21 protein-coding genes and 1 tRNA gene are annotated in these 26,056 nt (G+C 28.1%); 15 read left to right on the top strand and 7 right to left on the bottom strand.

Annotated elements, in window-relative coordinates:
* Nucleotides 1-77 precede the first annotated feature (77 nt).
* Together LJI21_01110 and LJI21_01105 are read left to right on the top strand one after the other, a co-directional pair.
* Nucleotides 78-1,355, top strand: a complete 1,278-nt coding sequence (locus tag LJI21_01110) for a proline--tRNA ligase (GenBank protein ID WFW29896.1) — start codon at nucleotides 78-80, stop codon at nucleotides 1,353-1,355.
* The gene (locus tag LJI21_01105) at nucleotides 1,352-1,735 is read left to right on the top strand and encodes a holo-[acyl-carrier-protein] synthase (protein WFW29895.1); all 384 of its coding nucleotides are present in this window, start codon (nucleotides 1,352-1,354) and stop codon (nucleotides 1,733-1,735) included. Before LJI21_01110 ends, LJI21_01105 begins: the two co-directional genes overlap by 4 nt.
* A 675-nt stretch (nucleotides 1,736-2,410) precedes the next feature.
* On the opposite strand, the gene pheT is transcribed toward LJI21_01105, so the two are convergent.
* Nucleotides 2,411-4,750 (bottom strand): phenylalanine--tRNA ligase subunit beta, encoded by a 2,340-nt coding sequence (pheT, locus tag LJI21_01100; protein WFW29894.1) that lies wholly within the window; start codon nucleotides 4,748-4,750, stop codon nucleotides 2,411-2,413.
* An 838-nt stretch (nucleotides 4,751-5,588) separates the two neighbouring features.
* Between pheT and gap the strand changes: the two genes are divergently transcribed.
* Nucleotides 5,589-6,581, top strand: coding sequence for a type I glyceraldehyde-3-phosphate dehydrogenase (gene gap, locus LJI21_01095; protein ID WFW29893.1), 993 nt, complete (start codon nucleotides 5,589-5,591; stop codon nucleotides 6,579-6,581).
* Nucleotides 6,582-6,588: 7 nt separating this feature from the next.
* Nucleotides 6,589-7,356 carry a twin-arginine translocase subunit TatC gene (gene tatC / locus LJI21_01090; protein ID WFW30001.1) on the top strand — a complete coding sequence of 256 codons (768 nt, stop codon included), beginning with the start codon at nucleotides 6,589-6,591 and terminating at the stop codon, nucleotides 7,354-7,356.
* A 489-nt stretch (nucleotides 7,357-7,845) separates the two neighbouring features.
* Here tatC and LJI21_01085 read toward each other — a convergent pair whose 3' ends face one another.
* Nucleotides 7,846-8,547 (bottom strand): triosephosphate isomerase, encoded by a 702-nt coding sequence (locus LJI21_01085; GenBank protein WFW29892.1) that lies wholly within the window; start codon nucleotides 8,545-8,547, stop codon nucleotides 7,846-7,848.
* Between the two features lie 21 nt (nucleotides 8,548-8,568).
* A tRNA-Thr gene (locus LJI21_01080) sits at nucleotides 8,569-8,641 on the bottom strand.
* Between the two features lie 129 nt (nucleotides 8,642-8,770).
* On the opposite strand from LJI21_01080, the gene rsmA reads away from it, so the two are divergent.
* The 6 genes from rsmA (at nucleotide 8,771) to LJI21_01050 (ending at nucleotide 13,631) form a co-directional block, all read left to right on the top strand.
* Nucleotides 8,771-9,613: a 16S rRNA (adenine(1518)-N(6)/adenine(1519)-N(6))-dimethyltransferase RsmA gene (gene rsmA / locus LJI21_01075; protein ID WFW29891.1), complete on the top strand. Its 843-nt coding sequence runs from the start codon at nucleotides 8,771-8,773 to the stop codon at nucleotides 9,611-9,613.
* 618 nt (nucleotides 9,614-10,231) lie between these two features.
* Complete coding sequence (locus tag LJI21_01070) at nucleotides 10,232-10,963, top strand: F0F1 ATP synthase subunit A (GenBank protein WFW29890.1); 732 nt, start codon at nucleotides 10,232-10,234, stop codon at nucleotides 10,961-10,963.
* Nucleotides 10,964-11,025: 62 nt separating this feature from the next.
* Nucleotides 11,026-11,253 carry a F0F1 ATP synthase subunit C gene (locus tag LJI21_01065; GenBank protein WFW29889.1) on the top strand — a complete coding sequence of 76 codons (228 nt, stop codon included), beginning with the start codon at nucleotides 11,026-11,028 and terminating at the stop codon, nucleotides 11,251-11,253.
* A gap of 15 nt (nucleotides 11,254-11,268) precedes the next feature.
* Complete coding sequence (locus LJI21_01060) at nucleotides 11,269-11,748, top strand: hypothetical protein (GenBank protein ID WFW29888.1); 480 nt, start codon at nucleotides 11,269-11,271, stop codon at nucleotides 11,746-11,748.
* Between the two features lie 11 nt (nucleotides 11,749-11,759).
* Nucleotides 11,760-12,239, top strand: coding sequence for a hypothetical protein (locus LJI21_01055; GenBank protein ID WFW29887.1), 480 nt, complete (start codon nucleotides 11,760-11,762; stop codon nucleotides 12,237-12,239).
* A 390-nt stretch (nucleotides 12,240-12,629) separates the two neighbouring features.
* Nucleotides 12,630-13,631 carry a COX15/CtaA family protein gene (locus LJI21_01050; GenBank protein WFW29886.1) on the top strand — a complete coding sequence of 334 codons (1,002 nt, stop codon included), beginning with the start codon at nucleotides 12,630-12,632 and terminating at the stop codon, nucleotides 13,629-13,631.
* On the opposite strand, the gene LJI21_01045 is transcribed toward LJI21_01050, so the two are convergent.
* On the bottom strand, nucleotides 13,620-15,614 hold the full coding sequence (locus LJI21_01045; GenBank protein ID WFW29885.1) for an ATP-grasp domain-containing protein: 1,995 nt from the start codon (nucleotides 15,612-15,614) through the stop codon (nucleotides 13,620-13,622). The genes LJI21_01050 and LJI21_01045 overlap by 12 nt on opposite strands.
* A 613-nt stretch (nucleotides 15,615-16,227) precedes the next feature.
* Here LJI21_01045 and gltX point away from each other — a divergent pair.
* Nucleotides 16,228-17,643, top strand: a complete 1,416-nt coding sequence (gene gltX, locus LJI21_01040) for a glutamate--tRNA ligase (GenBank protein ID WFW29884.1) — start codon at nucleotides 16,228-16,230, stop codon at nucleotides 17,641-17,643.
* 481 nt (nucleotides 17,644-18,124) lie between these two features.
* On the opposite strand, the gene tmk is transcribed toward gltX, so the two are convergent.
* Nucleotides 18,125-18,742 carry a dTMP kinase gene (gene tmk, locus LJI21_01035; protein WFW29883.1) on the bottom strand — a complete coding sequence of 206 codons (618 nt, stop codon included), beginning with the start codon at nucleotides 18,740-18,742 and terminating at the stop codon, nucleotides 18,125-18,127.
* A 135-nt stretch (nucleotides 18,743-18,877) separates the two neighbouring features.
* Between tmk and LJI21_01030 the strand changes: the two genes are divergently transcribed.
* Entirely contained in the window at nucleotides 18,878-19,462 is a 585-nt protein-coding gene (locus LJI21_01030; GenBank protein ID WFW29882.1) for a thioredoxin family protein, read from the top strand.
* A gap of 2 nt (nucleotides 19,463-19,464) precedes the next feature.
* Entirely contained in the window at nucleotides 19,465-21,180 is a 1,716-nt protein-coding gene (locus LJI21_01025) for a cation:proton antiporter (GenBank protein ID WFW30000.1), read from the top strand.
* 64 nt (nucleotides 21,181-21,244) lie between these two features.
* Here the strand turns inward: LJI21_01025 and LJI21_01020 are convergent, their stop codons facing one another.
* Entirely contained in the window at nucleotides 21,245-21,871 is a 627-nt protein-coding gene (locus tag LJI21_01020) for an SURF1 family protein (GenBank protein WFW29881.1), read from the bottom strand.
* Nucleotide 21,872: 1 nt separating this feature from the next.
* Nucleotides 21,873-22,352: a bacterioferritin gene (bfr, locus tag LJI21_01015; protein ID WFW29880.1), complete on the bottom strand. Its 480-nt coding sequence runs from the start codon at nucleotides 22,350-22,352 to the stop codon at nucleotides 21,873-21,875.
* Between the two features lie 707 nt (nucleotides 22,353-23,059).
* Here bfr and thrS point away from each other — a divergent pair.
* Both thrS and infC read left to right on the top strand, forming a co-directional pair.
* Entirely contained in the window at nucleotides 23,060-24,973 is a 1,914-nt protein-coding gene (thrS, locus tag LJI21_01010; GenBank protein ID WFW29879.1) for a threonine--tRNA ligase, read from the top strand.
* 3 nt (nucleotides 24,974-24,976) lie between these two features.
* Nucleotides 24,977-25,486 carry a translation initiation factor IF-3 gene (gene infC, locus LJI21_01005; GenBank protein WFW29878.1) on the top strand — a complete coding sequence of 170 codons (510 nt, stop codon included), beginning with the start codon at nucleotides 24,977-24,979 and terminating at the stop codon, nucleotides 25,484-25,486.
* The last annotated feature ends 570 nt before the right edge of the window (nucleotides 25,487-26,056 follow it).

Below are 26,056 nucleotides of genomic sequence, written 5' to 3'. Positions count from 1 at the left end.
TCTTCTTACTTTCGAAAAAAATTTGCTTATAAAAAAATTTAATTATACTAAATTATTTAATAAAATTAAGTTCATAAATGTATCTGTCTGAATACTATTTACCAACTTTAAAAGAAATACCAGCAAGTGCTGAAATCATATCTCATCAATATATGCTGCGCGCTGGCTTAATCAAGCAAACAGCATCTGGTATTTATTCTTGGTTATCACTCGGTCTGCGCGTACTTAGAAATATAGAAAACATTGTAAGAGATGAAATGAATAAGGCTGGTGCAATTGAAATACTGATGCCTTGTTTGCAACCAGCAAGTCTTTGGCAAGAATCAGGACGTTACAATAATTATGGTAAAGAAATGCTCCGCATTAAAGACAGATATAAAAGCGATATGCTTTTTAGTCCAACGCACGAAGAGATGGTAACTGACTTAATTAGAAATACTATAAAAAGCTACAAAGATTTACCACTTTGTTTATATCAGATTCAATGGAAATTTAGAGACGAAATTAGACCTCGTTACGGCGTTATAAGAAGTAGAGAATTTTTAATGAAAGACGCCTATAACTTTGATATAGATTATCAAAGCGCTATAAATTCATATAATTCAATGTATAAAACTTACCTAAAAATTTTTAGACGTATAGGACTTACTCCAATTGGAGTAAGGGCGGATACAGGATTAATGGGAGGAAGTCTAAGTCATGAATTTCATATTTTAACAAGCACTGGTGAAAGTACTTTATACTACGATAATAAATTCTTCGAATTACTAAAAAATGATGATATCGAAAATCTAAGAAATATATATGCAGTTACAAGTGATATGTATCACCCTGATACATGTCCTATAATACAAGAACAATTAAATATCAGTAAAGGCATTGAAATAGGACAAATTTTTTATTTTAGTGATAAATATTCAGGTCCAATGAATGTAAAGGTTACATCTCATAATAAAAAAAATATTAATATACATATGGGTTCGTCAGGTATTGGAATTTCAAGAATTATTGGTGCAATAATAGAAACTTTTCACGATGAAAAAGGCATCATTTGGCCAGAAGCAATAGCTCCCTTTAAGATTGGTTTAATTAACTTACAAACAAAAACAAGTGAATGTATAAGAATTGCAGAAAAAATATATAGAGCTCTAAAAAGCGATAAAGTACTTTACGATGATACTGAAGTAAGTGTAGGAGTAAAATTTTCTAGAATGGATTTAATAGGTTTGCCATGGCAAATAATTGTCGGAAAAAAAACAGCAAATAAAAATATAGTCGAAGTAAAAAATAGAATAAACGGAGAAATTAAAGAAATGCAGATTGAAGAAGTAATAAACCGTTTCAACACAAAATGATACTCGGTATAGGAGTTGACATAGTGTACATACCAAAGATATCGAGAATGCTGCAAAAATACAGAAAGAAATTCCTCAATAAAGTCTATACCGATTACGAAATAAAGATAAGTAAAAAATATAATAGCCAGGAAATAAGGGCAAAATATTTTGCCAAACGCTTTGCAGCAAAGGAAGCCTTCGTTAAGGCGCTTGGTATTGGATTCAGCTTAGGTATTACAATGAAAGATATAGAAATATATAATGATATAAAGGGAAAACCATATTTAACCATTAACAATAAAAATTACATTCTTGAAAATCACATAATAATTCACCTTTCGTTAAGTGATGATAGAGATTATGCTACTGCATTTGTCGTAATTTACAAAAAAATTTGAAATACAAAAAACTTCAGCACTAAATAATCTAACTAAAAATTTTTATTTCATCAACTAACTAAAATAAAATAGAAACTATATTCTCATTTTAAATTTTTAAATGAATAAAAATAGATGTAGTATAAAAATATATCTTCTATAGAATGTATATTCTTATAAAGAAGAAATCTTAAATAGACAAATAGTCTGTAATTACAAGATAATTTACATCTATCACATACAAATTTTGCTTTTGTAAATCTCACCAAATAAACACATAAATACCGATAATTAATTTTAACTATATAACAACCTCATATTTAATAATGTTTAATAAACAACGACAATATATTCACCCCTATATAAAGGGAATAAAAATATTTACTGTTAAAAATAAAAAGCTTTTATAAGCTATTAAATTTCTCTTTATCAAATTTGATAAAATGCTAAATTTTTACTAAACCTATAAAAACCAATCAAACATTCTATACCTTTTTACCATTTAAATTCTCAATCAATTCAACAAAAATCTAATTTATTACAGTATCATAGATTTAAAAAATCTACAGAAATCTCTATCAAAACAAATTCTATATTTAGAATATGTTATTCTTTATGTTAATGTTTAAAACTTCTAATAAAATTCCTGTAAAATCACTGTATCAAATTTTGATAACAAAACTTATTAATCAAAACCTAATATCTTAAAATTCCTCCTACACTCTTATGCATTAAATTAATAATAGCATTTGATTCTCTACGAATTTCTTCTTCAGTTAAAGTATGAGTTGGAGAGCGAAAAATAACTGATAATGCTATAGAAATTTTATCAGATCCTAAATCATCTCCATGATATATATCAAATACTAAAACTTCAGTAATGAGATCTGAACTTTCTTTTATCGTATTAATAATATTGCCCGCTGCTATATTCTTGTTTACAATAAAGGCAAAATCCCGCTTTACACCTCGATATTTATAATTAATAAATTTTTTTCTATTTATTGGTAAGTCTATGATATTTTCTAATATTATCTCAAAACTTACAACTTTTTGCTTGATATCAAAAATATCTAATATACTTGAATCTAACTCACCAAAATGACCAATTGTTATTTTGTTTTTAAAAGAAAGGGTACCTGATTTTCCTGGATGATAATATTTTTTTTTTGCTCTCTCTATTGTTAAAATATCACAATCAATATTAAGAAATTCTAAAGCTATTAGAATATCAGCCTTTACATCAAAAATATCTGATATTCTATTAGAATTATAATGATTTCTTGGTAAATTATTTCCTGATCTAATTCCACTCAAAATATATTTAGGATGATCAATACTATTATACACTGGCCCAATTTCAAAAATTGCAAGATCAGATATTCCATGTGAAATATTATTTGTAGCAATCTGCAATAAACTTGGTATGACACTTGGTCTCATTATATTTAAATTTTTTTTAAATGGATTATCAATGATAAATAACTTATCCGAATAACCAAATTTTTCAGCTATGAATTCACTTGTAAAAGACCAAGTAAATACCTCGTGAAATCCTCTACTTGTCATTAAAATACGTAAATCATCGTATAAACTTGTTTCTATTTCAATATTACCTATTAATGGCTCCTCCTTTATTTTATCAAAACCATATATCCTTACTACTTCTTCAATTAAATCTGCCGGTATTGCTATATCTGGCCTCCAGCTTGGTACTTGTACACTCCAATTATTTTCAATTTTCCTATCAATCTTAAACCCAAGTTTTGATAAAATATTAAATGATTCATCAGGTGATATAGATATACTACCAAATCTATTTATATCTTTATAATTAAAATTTACTTTAACATTGTTAACTGTATCTAAACTTCCAGAAGAAATTATACTTGATACTTCTCCACCACATAATTCTAAAATCATACAAGTTGCAAGATTAAGCCCATCAATAATAAATCCAGGATCAACTGAACGTGAAAATCTACGACTTGAATTTGTAGAAATACCAAGTTGCTTTGAAGATTTAGTAATAGAAATAGAATTAAACCAAGCAGATTCTAAAAAAATATCAGTAGTTTCAGCAGTACATTCACTAAATTTTCCTCCTATGATTCCAGCAATTGCATGGATATTTCTCTTATCAGAAACAACATTTATATCATTGTTTAGTAAGTGCTCTTTATTATTTAAATCAATAAATTTTTCTCCACTATTTGCTTTACGTACTATAAGCTCTCCTTCTATTTTTTTTGCATCATATATATGTAATGGACGCCCAAAAGATATCATAATATAATTAATAATATCAACTATTGTAGAAATGCATTGTAATCCTATCAACTGAAGTCTATCCTTTAACCATTTCGGACTTTTTGTATTTTTTAAATTAGTGATATATATTCCACTAATAAAACTTTCTTTATCAAGAACTTTGACATTAATTGGCGAATTTACACTATGTACAAGCTTTGGAATATTTAAAACTTTTAATCTTCCAATTCCTGTCGCTGATAAGTCACGTGCTATTCCCCAAACACTTAAACAGTCTCCACGATTTGGAGTGATATTTATATCAATTACATAATCATGACTAAAAAATCTGTCTCCCACTTGATAATCATCAAAGAGCTCAATTATTTCTTCACTTTCTTCTTGTAAGAATGCTGTTTCAGAAGTAGAACAAAACATTCCCTCACTTAATATTCCTTGTATACTTTTTGATTCAATCAAAAAGTTACTTTCTGGAAATCTACTACCGATAGGTGCAAGCACAGTTTTCATATTTCTTTTAATATTACTTGCACTACAGACTACTTGTAGAAGTCTACTCCCATTATCTACTTGACATAGTTTTAATCTATCAGAACCAGGGTGAGACATGATATCCAATATCCTTACTACAAGGAATCCACCTAGTTTAGTATTATCAACTACATTTTCCACTTCCAACCCTATATGAGTTAGCTTATCAATAATTTCTTCTAAACTAGCATTGGTTTCCAAGTATTCTAGTAACCAAGACAACGTAAACTTCATTGATAAAAGGCTATTTCATATACAAAACACAGTACTTCTCAAATTTCACAACAGAAACACTTACTCAGTTACCTTCATTTATTTTATATCTTAACCTTAATGTAGTCTTAATCATACACCTAATCATACACAAAAGTTCTCATATATTAACTAACTAACTTCTATTTCACTATCTCATATTAAAAATTGTCAAAACTCTAACCCATTAAACTTTAACTTCATTAAAATCTATAGTTTAAATGGGGGACAATTTTATATGCTAAAACACTACATTTAATATCTATTTCCATAAAATGGACCAAAACGCAACAACATTTAACATAAGCTAACTTATCAATTTACTGCATTGTTATGCATCGTTATTTTAATATAATAAGTACTATAAAATAGTCCCATTTTCAATAACTTCCACATATATACACCAATTTATATAATAAAACAAAATCAAAATCACCACTATAACAATACACGTATTATCGTTATTGTATGTATTTTGATATGAATAGATTCATCATTAAAATGAATCACACCACACATATATTACTTATAATATACTTATAATAAATAAAATTACAATAAAAGGTTGTTTATAAAACAAATTGCTCTTTTCCTAAGGGGAAAAGATTGTAACCAACGTTTATCCCTTCCTATACCTTTTATCACTCCTATTGACAAAATAATAGATTATAAAATAATGTAAGGTCAACCTGTTAAATAAAATTATAGTTTTATTGTAATATAAATCCATTAAAACTCTTTTGATTCTTATTTTATATTCTTTATAATTAAATTAATAGATATTAAATATTAGATCACTTTTAAGTAACAAAATTTTCAAATGAGTGATAAAATTCGTATAGGAATTAATGGTCTTGGTAGAATAGGTAGAAGTTTACTACGTGCTATTTTTGAAATAGAAAAATACAATAAACGTATAGAAATTATATCAGTAAACGGATCGCTAAATGCTAGACAACACGCACACTTAATTAAATATGATTCTACTCATGGAAAATTTAATGGTAATATTGATTTTGACGAATACCAAAACTGGATCTCTATAAACGGTAAAAAATTTTTTTTATACAAAAAACAAAAACCAGAAGATATTCCTTGGAACGTCGATGTAGTATTCGAATGCACCGGTAAACTTAACAGTTATGCAGAAGCAATAATGCACAATGCAAAAAAAATAATTGTCTCTGCTCCAGTTTTAGATGCAGATGTAACAATAATCTATGGTGTGAATAATAATATGCTAAAAAAAGAAAACAAAGTAATATCAGCCGGCTCTTGTACTACAAATTGTTTAGCCCCTATTGTGCAAGTTCTACACACTAACTTAAAAATAAAAAGTGGCTTTATGACTACCATACATTCGTATACAAATGATCAAAACATTCTTGATAGCAATCACACAGATCTACGTAGAGCAAGAGCTTGTGGATTATCCATTATACCAACAACAACCGGAGCAGCAAAAACAATCGGTTTTATTATTCCTAAACTAAAAGGAAAACTAGATGGTATAGCCATCAGAGTTCCCACTAGCAATGTTTCTATGATTGACTTTAAATTTATAGCTGAAAAGAAAACAACAGTTGAAAAAATAAATGAAATATTTAAAAATTCAGTAAACGACATACTTTCCGTATGCGAAGAACCTTTAGTTTCAGTAGACTTTATACATAACCCTTATAGTGCAATTATAGATTTAGCAAGTACATATGTGACTGGTGATATTTATAGAATCGCAGCATGGTATGACAACGAATGGGCATTCTCTCTAAGAATGTTGGACATAGTATTATTGTGCTATAATAACACATAAAAACAAAATAAATATGAATAAAGATAAACACATTTCATTTTATGAACACTTTGCAGAACTTAGGGGAAGAATTATTTTTAGCTTTTTATTTTTTTGTATTACTTTTGGTTTTTGTTATTTCTTTAAAGAAAGTATATATCGCTTTCTACTTGCACCCTTAATAGAAGTTATGAAAAATAATAATGATTTTTCTTTGATATACACAGATTTAACAGAAGCATTTTTTGTATATCTTCGAGTTGCACTAATGAGCGCACTTTTATTCTCTTTCCCTGTATTCGCATGGCAATTTTATATGTTTTTAGCACCTGGCTTATATAAAAGCGAAAAAACAGTGTTGCTACCATGCTTAATTATAACACCAATTTTATTCATAACTGGAGCTGCGGTAGTTTATTACTATATATTTCCTTTAGCATGGAAATTTTTTATCGCTTTCGAGCATAGCGGTAAATCCTTCGGCATACCAATAGAATTTATGCCATCAGTCAGTGAATACCTAGATTTAGTTCTTCAATTTATGTTTGCTTTTGGTATTGCATTTCAAATTCCAGTTATACTTATATTAATGGTTAGGGTCAAACTACTTGCCGTAAAAAACCTATCAGATAAACGTAGAATCGCGATAGTAGCAATTTTTATCATTGCCGCAATCCTAACTCCACCTGATGTACTAAGTCAAATAGGACTCGCTATACCAATGCTAATTTTATATGAATTATCTATTTTAGCTTGCAAGTATATTGAAAAAAAAAAAACAAGAAACAACATCTAAATTTACATCTTTATATGCTAATTTTATACGAGTATCCACAATATCTCCCCCCTCTTTTAAGCTTTAAACTTAAGTAATAACTTAATCCAATGAAGATTTTTCCATAAAACTCAATATTTTATAAGCCACACCCTATATTAAAATGTTATATTAAAAATACCCCGTATTAAAATATCAACAAAAACTTCATAGTTACAAAATAAAATTAACACACTATTTCAAGCTATGAAGATTCTATTCTCACAATCCTCCCCCGTTCATATAAACTATTTTAATCATACAAAATGATATAAAAATCAATTTCTTACATCTTAAAAGTACAATTAGAATCAATAAAATTGGTAACTTAACGCGCATTCTCTATTCATAGAAGAAAACTTATCAAATAATCGCACAAATTTCAACATAACCTCCACTAAACTCCGTTCTCTTAAGGGGATTATACTTTTTCACTAAAATTATTTTTGTAAACTACAAATTACATAAAAATTAATATACCCTTTCGACTTGCTGAATTATTTTATAGAATTGATCAAAGTTTAAGCTCAAACTTCCTATTAAAAGACCTGATATACCTGATATACTTAATAAATTTTCTACATTTTTTGAACTAACTGAACCACCATAAATACAACGTTTTTTACTAACACAAGATTCTATTACTTCTACTACCTCTGCAATCGTATCACTACTTGGTATACGTCCAGTACCTATTGCCCATACTGGCTCATATGCTATAATGTATTCGCCATGCGTTGGTAAACGAATTTTACACTGATGTTCTATTATCATCATTATCTTATTGTTCTCGTAATCTCTTATATTATCACCAACACAAATTATCGGACATAAACCGTATTCTATTGCTATTTCCGATTTTAACTTTATTTGGTTATCAGTTTCATTAACTCTTTCAGAGTGTCCCAATATTACATAAGTACATCCTAATTCCTTTAACATTTTTACACTAATTTCTCCAGTATAAGAACCAAATTTTTTATAATGACAATTCTGAGCTCCTATGCTAATATTGCTACTTAACTCTAAATTATCTGGAAATGATGTAAAAGGCGGACAAATTACTAGTTTAGATGAAAACTCATCACTCTTACTGTTAAGCTTACTTATAAAATCAACAAATAAGGAACGCGTTCCATTCATTTTCCAATTTGCTACTATTAAAAAAGACATCCTCGGTTTCACCCATAAAAGTGCCGGCTGTCGGAGTCGAACTGACAACCTACTGATTACAAGTCAGTTGCTCTACCAATTGAGCTAAACCGGCATCATTACATGTTTATGTTATGATACAATTTCTCATTGTATTATGATATTAAACGAATCTTCGTCAACTGATTTTCAAATTTAAAATTTTACATAATTTAAAATTTCATATAACATGGATATAGTAAGTATGAAAAACTTTTTTTTATTAAAACCGCAAAAAAACCTAGGACAAAACTTTATTTTATCGAATAAAATAACAAAAAAAATGGTAGTTTTAGCCGGTAACCTAAGAAACTTCAACGTTATTGAAATTGGTCCTGGACATGGTTTACTAACAAATGAAATTTTAACACATAATCCAAAATCTTTACTTGCTATAGAAAAAGATGGTAGTTTAGTAAAATATTGTAATAACTTATTAAAAAACAAACAATATAAACAACACAAAAACTTCAAAATTATAAAAGCAGATGCATTATCTGTTATGGAAGAAAAATTAATAAAACGTCCAGTCAAAATTATCGCTAATCTACCTTATAACATTTCAGTGGCTTTATTTTTAAAATGGTTAAATAATATAAAATATTTTACAAATTTAACATTAATGTTTCAAAGAGAAGTGGCAGATCGCATCGTAGCAAAACCTAATTCCAAAAACTATGGTTCTCTATCAATATTAAGCCAATTATTATGCAATATAAAAAAAGAATTTGATGTTGAACCTGATAAATTTTATCCAATACCAAAAGTATATTCTTCAGTAATTACAGTGAAACCTTTACCTATTCAAAGGTTTACAGTAAATCTAAAAACCTTAGCTGAAATAACCCACATTATTTTTTCTCAAAGAAGAAAAATGATAAGAAATATCTTGCGAAAGCTAACAGATCATACTGAAACTGTTCTCGAAAAAATCAAACTAAGTGGAAATGAACGCCCAGAAAATCTAACTATTGAACAATTTTGCTTGTTAGCAAACATTTTACAAAACTCTCAAAACAGTTTTATAAAAAAAGCTAACCCAAATTAAATTGGAATATAAAATATTATATATAATTAAAAACAATAATAAACCATAACAAATCATGAAAGTTAAATAGAGGTTTAGTCCAGACTTAGATACTTCATATTTCAAATAATCGCTCATAAATTTACACATTTTATTGATACTAATTTACTCCCCCACTACTACTAAACTTAGTACATACGTTAGTATGTATGAAAATCTATCTCATGCAAAAAATTATGAAAATTTGTGCATATTTATTGCTCACTATACTATATTGTTTAAGTAACCACAAACAATAAAAAATGATCGAAACAAATCCTTATTCTAACGTAGAAACCATACAAAATAATAACAACAAAGTTTCCGCATCTTTTATATTCAAAATACTTCTATTTATCTATTAGGAATTATTTATTAAAATAAATTCTCTCAAAATTAAGTAATAATTTAACACGAAATTTTCAATAAAACAAGAATTTATCTTATAACATCATATAAACTTAACCTTTAAACAAATGAAATAATTATGTTCAAAAAGAAATCTTGTATCAAAATCTATATTATCATAATTATCAGCTTTATTTTATATAAAACTTTGATTACTATTAAATTCTGAATTCTTAGTTAAGATATACCAATATGATATTAAATCCATTAGAACAATTCAAAATATATACATTGATAGAACTACCAAAACTACTAGGATACAATATAAATTTCACTAACTCATCTCTTTTTATGATGATTTCAATATTATCATCTGTGTTTTTTTTATTATTTGGAATAAAGAAAAAATCAGTAATACTGGAAGAGTATTTACAGGCTGCAGTTGAATACTTATATGACTTTATTATTTCAATAATAGAAAATAATGTTGGAAGCAAAGGCTTAAAACACATTTCCTTAATATTTACAATATTTGTTTTTATTTTATCATGTAACTTAATAGGAATTTTCCCTTATAGTTTTTCAGTTACAAGTCATATAATAGTTACTTTTACTCTATCAATAATAGTCTTTGTTTATATAACAATTATTGGATTTAAAGAAAAGGGAACGAAATTTTTGTGTACAATATTATTACCAGAGCACACTCCATTATGGCTTGCACCTATGATGATTCTTATTAAGTTATTTGCCTATCTAGCAAGACCTATAAGTTTATCGATAAGACTTACAGCAAATATGATCGCTGGTCACACAATCATTAAAGTGATAGCTGGATTTATTATGAATATACATATAGTTTTAACGCCTATACCGTTTCTATTTATAATCACTCTAATAGGATTTGAAATATTTATTGCAATCCTACAGGCTTACATATTTACTTCTCTAACATGTGTATACTTATCGGATGCAGTAAAATGATTGACTTTGTGTTTACAAATTACTATATATTTTTTATAGGAACGTAAAGATAAGGTAAATATATGGACTTAGCAGCTTTAAAATTTATAGCAATTGGCTTAAGTGTGCTTGGGATGCTAGGAGCAGGTCTTGGTGTAGCTAATATATTCTCTACTATGTTAAATGGACTTGCAAGAAATCCAGAATCAGATGATAAAATGAAAAAATATGTTTATACTGGAGCAGCTTTGGTAGAGGCAATGGGATTGTTTGCATTTCTACTAGCGTTGTTATTAATATTTGTTGTCTAGTTTGTTGTTTAAAATATGCCACAACTTGATATTTCGACTTTTTTTTCCCAAGTTTTTTGGTTATTAATCTTCTTCTCATTGCTTTACTTTGTAATAAGTTATCTTTTTATGCCAAAGTTAGATGAAATAATAAGTATTAGAAGCAAGAAGATGCTTTTCACTTTTAACAGCGCAGTTTACCTTTTAAAGATTATAGAAGATCAAACTGTCAGATATAATAAAGTCCTAAATGAAACTAGAACTCAAACAAAAGATATTATAAATAATGCGCTCGTTCAAATAAAAGAAATGGAAATAGATGTGAAAAACATATTAAAAAAAAAAGATAAAGAAACAGATAAACTTATTAAAAATGAAATAAAAAAATTTAAATCCAAATTTGCCAATGAACTAGAACAAATGTCTACTGATATTGCTTTAATTTACTATAATAAATTAACCAATTGTGAAATTAAGAGAGAATTTGTTTCTGATTTGATATCTAAAAAAATTTAGGAGGGAATTTTATGTCTGCATCCTTGATTGTCAGTGCTGCCTTCTTTATGTGCTTCATCTTCTCATTTAAGTTATTAAATAAAATAATAAAAGTTGCTCTCGACAATAAATGTAATAAAAATAAAACTATGAATGAAGAGGTTGAAAAATTCAGAATGGATGTATTAAAATATTACATAAAATTTTCTGAAAAATATAAAAAATTAGACATAGAGGTTAATAAAATAGTAAGTGAAGCTATCGATAAGGCAAATGACATCGTTGAACATAGTAAGCAGCAGCTTGCTCAAACACTAGACAACAGTAATCATTTTCATTTGAAAAATGTTACTGATCAAGTTAAAAAAGCTATTGTAGCCTTACAAGCTGATACTGCAAATATAGCAGCTGATGCTATAAAAAAAATAGTGCAGAAACATAAAAGTTATAAATATAACAGCAAAATTATATCTTCACTTTCGCATAACTTAGATAAAAGATTCCATAAATGAACTATATTTATTAAAACTTTGGAATTAACAACATTAAAATCAAGTTAATTTAACTTAAAATAAAAGTTTTAATAGAACTCCAATCTTTCTATATTTTTATATAAACTTAATCTATAAATATTTAATAAGTTGCTATTTTACCACATCTTCATTTGATAACAAAATCAACTCAAATTGGATGTCATTATTCCCAATAACACTCCCTTATAAAGGGGGGGGGCACTTTCACTTACTTTTTTTATTTTACCCCATCTATCTCTAGTTTACTTTATGGACTTCCAATCACCTAATATGATAATTAATATAATTTAACTTTATAAAATAAAACTCTTTATTAAAATTTATTTATTATATCATCATATATTTAAGGTATTAATTTTAATATAATCTATGAAACAAAAGCAATCAAAATACATATCTATTTGGCTTTTTCTCTGCTCCATCATGGTAATCTTTACAGTGGGAATTGGCGGGTTTACCAGACTTTCAAAAGCTGGATTATCTATCACAGAATGGAATCCAATTACTGGAATATTACCCCCATTGAATGAACAAAACTGGTTACAAGAAAAGCTTAAATATGAAGCTACTCCTGAACATAAAATATTCAATTACGGAATGAACATGAAAGAGTTCAAAACTCTATATCTAATAGAATATATGCACAGACTAATTGCAAGACTAACAGGCTTAGTATTTATTGTACCGTTTATATATTTTATATTAAAAAGAAAAATATTTAAAAATACGATTATAAAATTATCTATTACACTATTAATAGGATTATTACAAAGCATTACTGGTTGGTATATGGTAAAAAGTGGTTTAATAATTGAACCTCACGTTAGTCACTATAAACTTGCACTTCACTTACTATTAGCATTCACCATCTTTACATTATTATTAACCCAATTTTTTGATTATGAACTTAAAAAAACTGAGTTTTCTATTAAAAGTAATAAAAGTACCATAAATCTTGTAAGAACAATCTTAGTTTTAATTGTGATACAAACAATTTTTGGAGCATTTGTTGCAGGGTTAAATGCTGGTTCAATTTACAATACTTTCCCGCTGATGAATGGACATATTATCCCAAGTGACTTGTTTTTTTTAGAACCTGTATTTTTAAATATCTTTGAAAACAGAACAACAATACAATTCATACATCGAATGCTTGCATTATTAATATTAATCTTAATAGTAATACTTACAATAAAAAATATAAACGTAAAAACAACATACGTTGTGCTATTCTGCACGTTAACTCAAATAACCTTAGGAATAACCACCTTATTATTACACATACCAGTAACTATTGCTGTAGTTCACCAAGTGTTTTCATTTATCTTATTTGGGTCAGTTTTATACTTTCTATACTGTTTAAAAATTTAAACTTAGTATTACATCACCAACTTGTACATTTTTTCCTTCTTGAACTAAAATATTTTTTATAATCATTTCTGACTCAGCACATATAATATTCTCCATTTTCATCGCCTCTATAACAAACAAGGGTTGTCCTATTTTTATCCGATCTCCAACTTTTATATGTAATTTAACCAATAAACCAGACATTGGAGATCTTACTACATCCACTGAAATTACATCTGTTTCATTATTTAACATCAACTCGCTTAATCTAGCTACATAAGGTTTAAATACAAAACACTCTGCTTGCATTCCAGCATGCCTTATAAAATATTTACTACCTTGTTTTTCTACCTTAAGTGTTACATCAATATCATTATTGATCATAATACAAAGCAAACCATAATACGATTTCCATATACCTGATATAAAGTACGTATCGTGATTATATATTGTTACTAACATATTATCCTCATATTTTGCATTGACATAATACTTATTATCATTTATTTTTACTATAAGTATTTCGTCTATTAGTAATTTACTATAATATTTTTCTTTGTTTTCTAAATGAACATATAATGCAGTAAAAATAAATATCTTAATGTACTCTTCTGTAAGAAAATCACCATGAAACCCATTTGGATAATAATCCGGAATGAATCTCGTATTGAGTTTTGCCGCAACAAAATTTGGATGATAAAAAATAGATTCTAAAAAGTCTATATTATTTATTACTCCAACTATATAACATTCAGATAAAGCTTTTTGCATTCTACTTATTGCCTCTATTCTATCTTTCCCATATGTTATCACTTTTACTATCATAGAATCGTATAACACACTGATCTCAGAGCCTGAAATGATTCCATCATCTATTCTGACAAAGTCATTTTCATTCGGTTTACTATAATATTTTATCCTTCCCGCAGAAGGATAAAATTTCTTTGAAGGATCTTCAGCACAAATTCTGCTTTCTATTGCAGAGCCAGAAAGACTAATATCAGTTTGATCAAATCTTAATTTCTCTCCACAAGATGTTCTAATCATTTCTTCTACTATATCTATTCCAGTTACAAACTCTGTTACTGCATGCTCAACTTGCAATCTAGTATTTATCTCTATAAAATAAAAATTTTGATTCTGATCTACAATAAACTCAATAGTTCCTGCTGAAAAGTAACCAACTAATTTTGCTAATGAAACACATTGTGTATACATTTCTTGCCTTATATCTTTACTGATAAACGGACTTGGTGCTTCTTCTATTATCTTCTGATTATTCCTTTGTATTGAACATTCTCTCTCTCCAAGACAAACTACATTACCATATTTATCTGCTATAATTTGTATTTCAATATGTCTAGGTAACTCTATATATCTTTCCATAAAGATACTACCGTCTTTAAAATTTTTCTCTGCTTCATTTATTGCCGATATAAATCCTAGTTCAATTTCTCTTTTAGAATTTATAATTCGCATCCCTCTACCACCGCCACCTGATACTGCTTTCAGTATAACAGGAAAACCAATCTCTTCGGCAATATTAGAAGCATGAACTACATCTTTTATTTTCCCCATATATCCTGGTACTACATTTACTCCAGCCTTTTTTGCAAATTCTTTTGCCATTACTTTATTAGCTGTAACCTCTATCGTCTCTGCACTTGGACCAATAAAATCTATATTATATTTTTGCAAGGTGCGAGGAAAGCCAGGATTTTCTGCTAAGAAACCATAACCAGGATGAACTGCATCCACACCAGTTTCAACTGCTACTTCGCATATTTTTTCAATATTCAAATAACTAAGATTAGCTGATGAAGAACCAATATATCTTGATTCATCCGATTCTCTCACATGCACAGAATTTACATCTACATCTGAATATATACCTACACAAGATATGCCCATTTTATGGGCAGTTCTAATAATTCTACAAGCAATCTCCCCCCTATTTGCTATTAAAATCTTACTGTATTTTTTTTCTTTATTTTTATCACACAAAATGAACTTCCTCTAAAGAAACCTTTTAACGAATATAGAAAGAATATTTCTATATTATATTTATTATTATCTACAAAAATTCCTACTTTATACACATATAACACATACTATATAATTAAAAAGTAAACTTCCCAAAGAAAAATTTTAAAAAAATTTTAACAAAATCCTCTTTTTACAACACAAAGATACTACATTAAAATAAATACAAATAAATAAAATATATAAAGAAAATTATAAAAAGTAGATTTTCCGTCTCTCTACCTTTTTCTACGCTGTATACTTTCTATTTTAGCTTATTGTAATCCTCCCTGAAGAAAACAATCTCTCCCCACTCCTTTAGAAGAAACTACAAAATTCTATCCACGTTACATATTCCAAATACTTCTGAAATAAAACAGAATAAGATTTTACATTTTTTACATAAAGCTTATAAAGCCATTCTCTTTGTAATATAAATTTATCATCTTTACCTTTTCTTTTAATTGATTAAAATCTCCCATTGAGAAATCCTATATTTTCTTAACTAACAATTTGTATATATAACAATGAAGAAATCTTTTACTGGTAATTAACCTTTAAATATTGTAAGTAATACATATATGATCTCGACATTATGTCATCGAATGCTGTTGTAACTACCAGGTTTGCACCGTCACCAACTGGTCCACTACATATCGGTGGAGCTCGTACTGCCTTATTTAATTGGTTGTATGCAAAACACTATTGTGGAAAATTCTTATTAAGGATCGAAGATACAGATAAAAAACGTTCAACACAAAAAGCAATTAACGCAATAATAAAGGGACTAAAATGGCTTGGCATAAATCATGACGGAGAAATAATATATCAATCAAAAAGAATAAAAAGACATATTGAAATTATAAACCTTCTAATCGAAAAGGGCAAAGCATATTACTGTTATTGTCATAAAGATATGGTTCTAATAGAAAAAATAAAGGCAAGAGAAAATAGAAAAATATACAAACATAAATGTACTACTACTAATATTAATAGTACTACAGCACTAGATATAAAACCAGTTGTTCGCTTTAAAACACCAGATTCACAAAATATCACTGTTAATGATAGAATATACGGCAAAATTAAAACAAACAGTGAACAATTTGACGATATGATAATTTTACGTTCTGATAGAACTCCAATACATATATTTGCTACAGTAGTTGATGACCATGACGATAAAATAACTGACATAATACGCGGTTCTGATCACCTTACAAATACCTTTAAACAATTATTAATATATCAAGCTCTTGGTTTCAATATCCCTCGTTTTGCACATATACCTCTAATCCATGGAGAAGATGGAAACAAACTATCCAAAAGAAACAATGTTACAAACATTTGTGATTATGAAAATATAGGAATATTACCCCAAGCTATACGCAATTATCTACTTAGACTTGGATGGAGCCATGGTAACAACGAAATTATTAAAGATGAACAAGCAATAAAATGGTTTAACTTGAAAAATATTGGTCGTTCACCTGCTCGTCTTGATTTTAAAAAGCTAAGACACTTAAATAACTACTATATCAATAATATGAGCAATATAGATATTTTACGTCTAATACTTCTCAAAAATAATTCTTTAAAAGATATTTTAACTGAAAAAAAAAAGAATTACCTCCTACAGGGATTAACAGAATTAAAAAAAAGAGCTAACTATCTAACTGAACTACTAAATTTAGCACAGTTCTATATTAAAGATCCACCATTTTACCTAAATGAAAAAGCCAAACAAATCATAAAATCTAATCTTAATATAATTAGACTTCTTATATTGTCTCTCTCGGATATCAATGATAAAAACTGGAATAAGAATTTTCTATTATCACAACTTAAAAAGTTTACGATATTAAATAATATAAAAATAAGCGATACTTATGAATCATTACGTGCTCCAATAACTGGCACAATGGATGCCCCTGGAATCATTGACATAATAGTAATCCTTGGCAAGGATGAGTGCATAAAAAGATTACAAGAAGCTATCCATTTAAAATAAAACTTTAAAAGTTTTCATCTATTTTTACCCATCGCACTCAACTCTCTATACTCTTAAATATATATTATTTTCAACAGATATTTTCGCCATATTACTTCATTTGATAACCGGCTCGCAGTAAAAGTTTTTATATCTTACTAAAAATTAGCTCTAAACCCATAAAATCCAGGAATATATATAATAAATACTTCCCTTTGTTATCCACAACATAATATTGCTATATCAGATTTTAAAATAAAATAATATAAAACTTCTTAACCTCTTAAGGGCTTTAATCTTACTAAATATAATAAAAGGAGTAAGATATGTGGTCCAAAATAAAACAATCTCTTTATTACTTGTGTAAAATGATTCAATAATCAAATTCTTTCTATATTCTTATAGAATATATATAATTTCCTTTATCAATTAACTAAAATATAACAAAACACCTTAAATACTCACAAATTTTTATATCCTTTTACCTTAAAAGCAAACAATTTCATCTTACAACATTAATAATATCAGCGACTCTATTAACAATCTTACTATATACTTGATTGCTATCCTTAGTTTCAATTTCAGCAATAATATTGCACCTATAACGCTCCCTTACCGCTATTTCTTGAAACCCTCTTCGAACTTTATTAAAAAAATTTATATTCATCTTCTCATATTTATTTCTATTTTTTACTCTACCTAATCCAATTTGAACATCAATATCTAAAATAAACGTAATATCTGGATATCTAATTTTTACTAATTTATGAAGATTTTCTATTAACCATAAATCAACTCCAAGTCCATATCCTTGATATGCGATAGTTGAATCAATAAATCGATCACAAACCACTATTTTCCCTTCTTTTAAAGCTGGCAATATTACTTTTTTTACATGTTCATATCTCACTGAAATAAACAACAAAAGTTCAGAGATAGAATCAATATCATCATCTCCTCTAAGCAATATCTGTCTCACTCTCTCCGCAAGAGGAGTACCACCAGGCTCTCGTGTCAATATTACACTATTTTCACCTCGAATTTTCTTAAAATAGTTCACAAGCAATTCGGATTGCGTTGTCTTACCAGAACCGTCTACTCCTTCAAAGGTAATAAACACAAATTTCCTAATCGAAATCCTAAAAATAATATAAAACTAAAATAGCAATATAAAAATATATTTTAAGAAATATTTGACATTTGTATACTACAATAGTACTATGCGTTAGCATGATATGCAATTCTCTGTGGAAATATGGTTGCACTAAACACTCCAAAAGGAGATTTTGGCTTTATTGCTAAAGATTTTAATCTCTTATGTGTAGATAATAAGTTTTATACATTGGATAACTGTCGCGAAAAAAATGGACTCATTGTAATGTTTATATGTAATCACTGCCCTTATGTTCAATCAATCATTGAAGATTTAGTAAACGATATTAATTTATTGAAAATAAATTATCAAATAGGTGCTGTTGCAATAATGCCTAATGATACAAATGAATACCCAGAAGATTCTTTCCAAGAAATGATTATCTTTGCAAAAAGGTATAAATTCACATTTCCATATTTAATTGATAGTACACAAAAAATAGCAAAAGAGTACGGCGCTGTCTGCACCCCTGATTTCTTTGGCTTTAATTCTGATTTAAAACTCCGCTATCGTGGACGGTTCAACGAAATAAAAAAAGAAAAAACTCAAAAATATAAAAGTGGAAGTAGTGATTTATTTCAAGCTGTAAAATATATTGCAAAAACTGGCAATTCTCCGACTAATCAAAAACCAAGTATTGGTTGTTCGATTAAATGGTCCTCCTATTGGGATCACCACACAAATTAACAATGCACGGAAGTTCTCAGTATTTATTTGACATAATAATTTTGCTTTCAGCTGCCGTATTTGTGGTTATAGTATTTTGGAAAATGAATATTAGCCCTGTACTTGGTTACTTCGTTGCAGGAGCATTAATTGGTTCTCATGGATTTAATCTAATACATTCAGCTAATGTGATGGACAATTTTGCAGAATTTGGTGTAGTTTTCCTATTATTTATTATAGGGCTTGAGCTAACATTTGAGCGCCTTATTGCTATGCGTATACACGTGTTTGGATTTGGCTCTCTTCAAGTTATAGTTACTATGATAGCAATATGGTGTATCGCTATTACTTTTAGAGTAAATGCTAATATAGCAGCAGTTATCGGTGGTGGGCTAGCGTTATCCTCAACTGCAATTGTATTACAAGTTCTACAGGAAAAAGGATTCCAAGCAAGTCAAGTCGGTAGACTATCAATAGCGGTACTATTAATGCAGGATTTTGCTGTAGTGCCACTAATAGTATTAGTACCTTTACTCACTGGTAATTCTGATAACCTATTAAATTCATTAGCAGGCTCGCTAGTACAAGCGGCTATTTCATTAGTATTAATATTCATAACTGGCAGATTATTGCTTAGACCATTATTTTCAATAATCGCCAAAATGGAAAGTAATGAAGTTTTTGTATCAACAACACTTTTAATAATATTAAGTGCAGCATTTATTACTGAACAATTTCATTTATCAATGGCATTAGGTGCATTTGTTGCAGGATTATTAGTTGCAGAAACAGAACATAGACACTCCGTTGAGCATGCTGTATTACCATTTAAAGATTTATTTCTCGGTTTATTTTTTATGACAGTTGGAATGTCAATTGACATTGATCTTTTACTCAATAAATTACCATTAATTACTCTATTATCAATAATCCTTATTCTTTTAAAAACATCCATAATATATATATTATGCAGATTTTTTGGTTTCAAAAGCACACCTGCTATACAGGCTGGACTGTTGCTAGCACAAGGTGGTGAATTTGCATTTATTCTATTTCGCTTAGCAGACGAGTTAAATGTACTACCAAGTGAAATCGCTCAAGTGCTTATGATGGTAACTACAGTAACTATGGCCTTTACCCCTCTTTTATCTGGATTAGGAGAGTGGATAGCGAATTCGTTTAGTATTGAGAAAATAATATTAGATAGTAAAGCAATTGAAACAGACACGCAAGATCTTTATAACCATGTAATAGTTGCAGGATTTGGTAGTGTAGGATATATGGTAACAAAAATGCTTACCGCAGAACATTTAAGTTATGTCGTCATAGATATTCAATCAAAAATAGTTAAAAGGGGAAAAAATGATAGTTTTCCTATATATCTTGGAGATGCTACAAGATATGAAATCTTAAAATCAATAGGAATTGAAAGAGCACAAGCCATCGTAATTTCAATAAAGAACGAAATTACCATAAAAAAAATAGTTTCTTTAGTTACAGCAAACTTTTCACATGTGAATATTATAATACGTTTACCAAACCTGAATAATGTGGAAACTTATAAAGCTCTAGGAGTCAGTAAAATCATCCCTGAAACATCTGAAGTTGGATTACAGCTTGGTGGAGCAGCACTTGTTCTAAGTGGCATTAGCGAAAGTGGAGTTGAATCCCTAAAAAGCAGATTCAGAAAAGGCAATTACAGCATGATAAAAGATATCAGCACTGATATAGATGAATGAATTGGAAAACTACCCCAACCAAGCTGCCAAAACTCCTTTTAGCTGTGCTATCTTAATTTTTATTTTATCTAATCCTTTTAGAATTATGAACTTCCTCTTTTGTCGTAAAACAAACTATACACCAAATTAAAGAAAGCGCAAACCAAGTTATTGCATATTCTAAATGCTTAATTGGCTGTAAACTGCTATTACCGAAATCTTTTTCCCATAACATACATTGCTCTAATTTAATACCAAGCTCATTAGAAATCTTTTTTGTACTTAATGTAAACCATGTGTTCGAAACAATATCATTTTTAACTAACCAATCTTTATTATTACTGCCATCACAATATAAAACCCCACTTATAATTACTCTCTTAACTTTTGTTTTATTCTCCTCCTCTTTATCTTTTACTATTCCCTTATTTACTAATATGTAATGTCCATTAGTAAGCAACATTGGGAGTAATACATAATAACCTCGACTTGACGCAAAAACATACAATTGTATATTACTTAATATTCCATCAATTTTAATATTTCTATAATTAAATTCCATGAGATCATTATTATCAGAAAACAGATAAATACCTGGAAGATTCATATTTTTAATAATACTATTTTTCCAATTTAATCTAAATATTTGCCATAATCCTAGTAAAAAAAGAAGACAAGGTATGACCAAAACAAACACTATTTTTTTAAACACCTTACATCTGCGTTTTTAAATAATTTTCAACACCTATAAGATCAATAAAAGCAATCTGTTCTTCAATCCAATGATAGTGTTCTTCTTCATTTTTTAATAACTCTTCTAATAAAATAACACTTACAAAGTCTCCCTCCTTTCTAGCTACTAAAATCGCTTCTCTATAATCCTTCACTCCCTCCTCTTCTAACTCTAAATCATTCTCTAATATTCTTAATATTGAACTTTTTACAAATTTCCCATCATATTTTGAAATTTCGTTCGTATCCTGAAAATTCGGTATACCCTTAAGAAATAAAATTCTTTCCGCTAATTTATTCGCATGTTTAAATTCTTCATCAAGGTCATTTTTCATCTTCTCTGCAAGTTTACTGATTCCATTATCTTTAAAAATTATAGAATGCAAAAAATACTGGCGCATAGAAGTTAACTCATCAGTCAGTGACTTATTTAAATGCTTTACTATTAATTCTTTATTCATAATATAATTCTGTCTATCTATAATATATAATAGTCTATATAACAATAAACATCGTAGCAACAGAGATTCTTTTCATTATTTATATTTTATACGTCTCAAATAGAATGTTAAAATTCAAGAAAATACTTGAATTTATTTTTGTATTATTTATTATAGTAATAAAATCTTAGAAAGATTTTGTAAAACAAAATTTGTTGTAATATATTTGTAGCATAAAGACGGTAATTATATTAAATATATTAAAATTAAATAGTAATACTTACAAAGTTAATTGTAGAATGCGGGATCTCGATATCTCAATAAAGAAAATTAAAGGTCACGTTTACTCATTACATAAGTAAACAATAATTATAATACTAAAAGAACATAAAATTCAATTTCTCTCCCTTCGAAAAGGGGATCGGTTTTCTTCCTATTTTTATCTCCAAATAACGTCAAATTTATGTTTTTTTACTCCACTTCTTTACTTTTTAGGTATTACATATTATATCTATAACCACTTGTATATGCATATATATTTTTAATATGCGTTAAAAATATGTTCACATATTAAAAATATTTATAATACTTATTTATGATAATACCTATAAAAAGATTTGTACTATTACAACATAAACAATACATACGTACTAATTTAGAATTACAAAGATATTTTAATGCATATAAAATCTTTGTCCCATTTGCTATATTATATATTTCGGTTTCCAATGATTAAAGTTACTACTCCTCTGGATAATAAACAAAAAAAGAAATGCCCCAGTAAAATTACTGGCTTTAATGTATTAAAACCTAGTCTTTTAGAAAAAGCTATTGCCTTAAAAATAAATGGTAAATTATATGATCTCTCATGTGAGATTGAACCCAATGCAGAAATAGAAATAATACAACTTAATGATGAAATAGGTTTAGACATCATAAGACATGACGCTGCCCACATAATGGCTCAGGCTGTAAAAGAACTTTTTCCAGAAGCTAAAATTGCTATAGGCCCAACCATTCAAGATGGTTTTTACTACGATTTTGCTATAAATCATACTCTCACTACTAATGATCTTATCGCAATAGAAAAAAAAATGAAAAAAATCATAAAAAACAATTATAAATTTATTAAAGAAACTTGGACACATAAACAAGCAATAGATTTCTTTAATAACAGAGGTGAAAAATATAAAGTTGATATTATCTCCTCAATACCAAAAGATGAAAGTCTAACTATTTATAGACAAGGAGATTTTGTTGACTTATGTCGTGGTCCACACTCATTATCAACAGGTAAAGTAAAAATATTTAAATTAATAAAAGTAGTAGGAGGCATATACTGGCGTAATAATATTAATAGCCCGCTACAACGAATATATGGTACTGCTTGGCGAAATAATGAAGAACTAAACGCTTATCTTGAACGTTTAAAAGAAATAGAAAAACGTGATCATCGTAAAATTGCGAAAAGTATGAAATTATTTCATATTCAAGAAGAGGCTGTTGGACAAATCTTTTGGCATGAACAGGGTTATATTTTGTATAACATCCTTGAATCTTATATAAGAAAAAAATTAGTAAATAATGGTTACACTGAAGTGAAGACTCCTATTCTAATAAGCAAAGAATTATGGGAAAAATCAGGACATTGGGATAAATTTCGCAAAAACATGTTTACTTTTGATAAATTTGGAAGCAGCAAATTAGCAATAAAACCTATGAATTGCCCTTGTCATGTACAAATTTTTAATTCCTACACTAGAAGCTATCGCAATTTACCAATACGTATGGCAGAATTTGGTACATGTCACAGAAATGAAAGCTCAGGTTCATTATATGGATTGATGAGAGTACGTAGTTTTACACAAGATGATGCACACATTTTTTGTACAGAAGAACAAATTAATTCCGAAACTATAAAATTTTGTAATCTCTTAAAAGAAGTATATTCAGAACTTGGATTCAATGAAGTCTTTATAAAATTTTCAAACCGCCCAAATATTAGAGATGGAAGCGATGAAATTTGGGATAAAGCTGAAAAAGCTCTTCTTAGAGCAGTGAGAGAAACAGGTTTAAACTATGATCTTAATCCAGGTGAAGGTGCATTTTACGGCCCAAAACTAGAATTTATTTTAAAAGATGCAATAGGTAGAGATTGGCAATGTGGAACATTGCAAGTTGATTTTATTTTACCAAATCGTTTAAAAGCTTTTTATATAGGAGCAGATGGACAAAAATACCATCCAGTTATGCTACATAGAGCAATTCTTGGAACTTTTGAGCGTTTTATTGGAATTTTAATAGAACATTATGCAGGAAAATTTCCACTTTGGTTAGCTCCGACACAACTTGCTATTTTAACAATTACAAGTGAAGCTAATTGTTATGCTACAGAAATTTACAACACCTTAAAAAAACAAGGTGTTAGAGTTAAAATAGATTTAACTAATGAAAAAATTGGCTATAAAGTACGCTTGCATAGTTTGAATAAGATCCCTATATTATGGATTGTAGGTAACAATGAAGTTGTAAATAGAACTGTCTCAATGAGAAACTTAGAATCGAAAAAACAGGAATCTTCTCCTTACAAAGAAGCTACTGAAATTTTGTTAAAAAGTATTAATTTTAACAGGAGGAATTAAAACTTGCAAATTAAAAAGTATAGAATTAATGAATTCATCATAACTGAAACAGTACGTTTGGTTGATCAAAATGGTAAAATGATCGGAATCATGACAACAGAACAAGCTCTAAAAATTTCTCAAAAAGCAGGTTTAGACTTAGTAGAAATTTCACCCAACTCAGTTCCACCCGTATGTAAAATATTAGATTATAGTAAACAAAAATATAACGCAAAAAAGAAAGCAAGCGAAGCAAAAAAAAAGCAAAAAATACTAGCAATAAAAGAAGTCAAAATAGGCCCCAATATTGGTAATCATGATTACCAAACAAAATTACGCCATATAAGAGATTTTATCGTACATGGACATAAAATTAAGATTACAATGAAATTTAAAGGTAGAGAACTAATAAGCGCTGAAATAGGAATGGAGAAACTAGAACAGTTAATTAAAGATACAAAAGATATTGCAAAAGTAGAATTAGAACCCAAACTAGAAGGGAACCAATATTTTTTAACTTTAATTTCTAAATAAAAGTTTTTACTTGTAAAAATACCGCTTATTTTATAAAAAAAAACATATTGATTTAATCAATGATAACAATAACATAAAATTATCATTCTAAATTTACCAATCAATTTTAATATCTTCCGTTTTAATTTGTACACAGATATTATAAACTAATTAACACACAAATAGTAATAAGAGATAATGCCTGCCGTAAATTTTGTTTCAATCTTTTCTATCAACTACTACATAACATATGAATAGGGGAGAACCCCACCAAAAATTTCTGCAGAAACATTCTGCGCTAAACTAAAAAACAAGTACATCTAATTTTTGTAAAAATAATTCACAAACAAGAGAATTATGTATATTTCAAAAGCACACTTATTGATATATTAATAATCAAATAAAAAGTTAATACTACTACAGAATAATTACTACATGAAAATAGAAAAACATAGAAAACTAACACAAGTTAAAATAACCAATATAGAAATCTTTTTTCTTTCTACATTTTATCAGATAACATCGCAAGTGATACTGCCAGATATTCCAAATATAACTTCGACAACAATTCTTACCATATTCTTAATATTA

The sequence above is a fragment of the Wolbachia endosymbiont of Menacanthus eurysternus genome, from assembly GCA_029715105.1.
Lineage (GTDB): Bacteria > Pseudomonadota > Alphaproteobacteria > Rickettsiales > Anaplasmataceae > Wolbachia.
This window is presented reverse-complemented; position numbering and strand designations above follow the sequence as displayed.